The following is a 2,565-nucleotide window of genomic DNA, read 5'->3' on the forward strand; positions in this document are numbered from 1 at the left end:
TTGATTCATCCGGGTACTGAATGATGGTTCAAACTCCTATCCCCGCTGATATCCTCTACCCCGACTCTGATGGTAAACCCATGGCGGAAAATACCCTCCAATATCGCTGGATTGTGCGCCTAGTCAGCAACCTTAAACAACTCCTCAAGTCACAAGTGGCTTTTGTGGCGGGGGATTTACTCTGGTATCCCGTCCAGGTGGAACGCCCCCCCGCCCCCCGACAAGCACCGGATGCTATGGTGGTCTTGGGTCGTCGTGATGGCGATCGCGGTAGTTATAAACAGTGGGAAGAAGAAAACATCCCGCCACAAGTGGTGTTTGAAATCCTCTCCCCCAGTAACACCATGAGCGAAATGGCCGCCAAACAACAATTTTATCAACAGTATGGCGTGCTGGAGATGTATTTTTATAATCCCCAATCCCATGATTTTTGGGGTTTTCAACGGGCTACCCCCGAAGATAGCTTGGTGTTAATTACCCCCCTACAATTGCCCTGGACTTCTCCACTGTTGAACATTCGCTTTGAACTGTTTGATGATGGTTTAGCTGTCTATCATCCTAATGGGGAATTGTTCAAAGAACCGGGAGATTTGTTTGATGAACGCGATCGCGCACAGCAAGAACGCCATGAGGCACAACAAGAACGCGATCGCGCCTTTGCTAAACTGCGGGAAATGGGTATCGATCCAGAAACCCTCTGATCGCGAATACTTGATATTTGTCGGGACAATAAACCCGGTTCCTCAGATAAACCGGGTTTCTGAGTCAGGGGGATGAAAAGAAACCGGGTTTCTCAGATCCTGACCAATTAAGTAGTGTATTCTGCATTGATTTTTACATAATCATAGCTAAGGTCGCATCCCCAAGCCTTACTACTTCCTGGCTCATCACCAATTTTAACCTTGATTAACACCGTGTCTTCCTCAAGATAAGCGGCAGTTTTCGCCCGTTTTAAATAATTACTGGCTGCGGCTTCATCAAAAGCTAAAGGCTGACCATTTTTCATCAGTTGAAACTCACCCAAGGAAATCTCTAACTTATCCTGGTCAAAACGAACCCCAGCCCGTCCGGCGGCGGCGGCAATTCTTCCCCAATTAGGGTCACAACCGAAAATCGCTGCCTTTAATAAAGAAGACCCAACAATAGTTTTAGCAACCATAGCCGCTGCTGCTTCTGTGGGTGCGCCAGTTACCTGCACTTCAATTAAACAGGTGGCCCCTTCTCCGTCTCTGGCGATCGCCTTAGCTAAATGTTCACAAACCGCTGTCAGCATCGCTTCTAATTTATCAGCATCAGGTCCGGGTCCAGTAATTGCCGGAGTGCGGGACTGACCATTAGCTAAAGCAATCAGCGTGTCGTTGGTGCTAGTATCCCCATCAACTGTAATTTGATTAAAACTACGATTGGCAGCCCTAGTCAGCATTTCTTGCCACAGAGGAGGAGAAACCGCAGCATCACAGGTGACAAAAGCCAGCATTGTTGCCATATTAGGATGAATCATCCCCGAACCTTTGGCAATGCCACCAATCCGCACCGGGCGATCGCCAAATTGAGTTTCTAAAGCAATGGATTTCATCACCAAATCCGTCGTCATAATTGCCCCGGCTGCCGCTGTCCCCCCGTTTTCGGAAACCTCAGACACTAATTGGGGAATGGCTGCTATGAGTTCCTCCATTTTAATCCGTTTACCGATGACTCCGGTGGAAGCTAGTAAAATCGAATCTGGATCAATATTTAACGCCGCCGCCAAGGCTTTCGCACTATCTTGGGCATCTTCCCACCCCTGCTGTCCTGTCCCGGCGTTGGCTTGACCGGAATTACATAAAATCGCCCGCGCACTGGGTTTCGCTTCTAACTTTTGCCGACAATAATCTACACAGGCGGCGCGCACTTGGGATGTCGTAAATACCCCCGCTGCGATCGCCTCTACATATGATATAATCAACGCTAAGTCTGGCGCTCCAGAAGGTTTGAGCCCGGCGGTGATTCCACTGGCTTTATATCCCTTGGGTGCGGTGATGCCACCATCAATCTTTTGCCACTCTGACATAGGTTTCGCCTTCTAGCATCTACTCTTGAGCAGAAGGCATTATACCAAGTTTTAATTGAAAATCCCCACCCAGCTGGATTGCCACAGTGGGGATTTGCACAAACAAATTCATGGATAATTAACTATCCCCCACCTGAAGACGGCTAGGTGGGGGTGGGGACAAAGATTTTTCAATTTTTCGTGGTGTTGAAATTTTAACTCATCGAAGCTGGGGAGCGATCGTAGTTATCCCGTGAGTCGGAATGGGGTTTGCCTTGAATCGTGCTATAATAATCCCCAACATCGATACCTACTTCCTGCGCCGAACGGTTGAGCATAGATTGCTGACGGTTCTTGATGTTATGATGATGACGCATCATTAGCGCCCTGGCTTCATCTTGAGTACACATGGTTTTGGTCTCCCGCTAATTGATATTTATTAAGTCAGATTGAAATGAGGAATTTAAAAAGGGTTGCAGTCCTTTAACTCATTGATGAGGAACTGCGATCGTAACTCATACTTGAATTGGAGTTAG

General features: G+C 47.8%; 3 protein-coding genes. 1 reads left to right on the top strand and 2 read right to left on the bottom strand.

What is annotated here, in order from left to right:
* The first annotated feature begins 20 nt into the window (after positions 1-20).
* A complete protein-coding gene (locus P5674_RS13415) occupies positions 21-701 on the top strand; it encodes a Uma2 family endonuclease (protein ID WP_315670038.1) in 681 nt (226 codons plus the stop codon).
* Between the two features lie 107 nt (positions 702-808).
* On the opposite strand, the gene argJ is transcribed toward P5674_RS13415, so the two are convergent.
* Both argJ and P5674_RS13425 read right to left on the bottom strand, forming a co-directional pair.
* Positions 809-2,050 carry a bifunctional ornithine acetyltransferase/N-acetylglutamate synthase gene (gene argJ / locus P5674_RS13420; RefSeq protein WP_006616164.1) on the bottom strand — a complete coding sequence of 414 codons (1,242 nt, stop codon included), beginning with the start codon at positions 2,048-2,050 and terminating at the stop codon, positions 809-811.
* Positions 2,051-2,244: 194 nt separating this feature from the next.
* Positions 2,245-2,439 carry a hypothetical protein gene (locus P5674_RS13425; RefSeq protein ID WP_006616163.1) on the bottom strand — a complete coding sequence of 65 codons (195 nt, stop codon included), beginning with the start codon at positions 2,437-2,439 and terminating at the stop codon, positions 2,245-2,247.
* Positions 2,440-2,565 lie beyond the last annotated feature (126 nt).

Origin of the sequence: Limnospira sp. PMC 289.06 (assembly GCF_032350395.1) — a bacterium.
GTDB lineage: Bacteria > Cyanobacteriota > Cyanobacteriia > Cyanobacteriales > Microcoleaceae > Limnospira > Limnospira platensis.

Bases quoted from the DNA above. Each gene is read 5' to 3' on its own strand.
- P5674_RS13415 (WP_315670038.1), top strand. From the start codon at position 21: ATGATGGTTCAAACTCCTATCCCCGCTGATATCCTCTACCCCGACTCT.
- argJ (WP_006616164.1), bottom strand. From the start codon at position 2,050: ATGTCAGAGTGGCAAAAGATTGATGGTGGCATCACCGCACCCAAGGGA.
- P5674_RS13425 (WP_006616163.1), bottom strand. From the start codon at position 2,439: ATGTGTACTCAAGATGAAGCCAGGGCGCTAATGATGCGTCATCATCAT.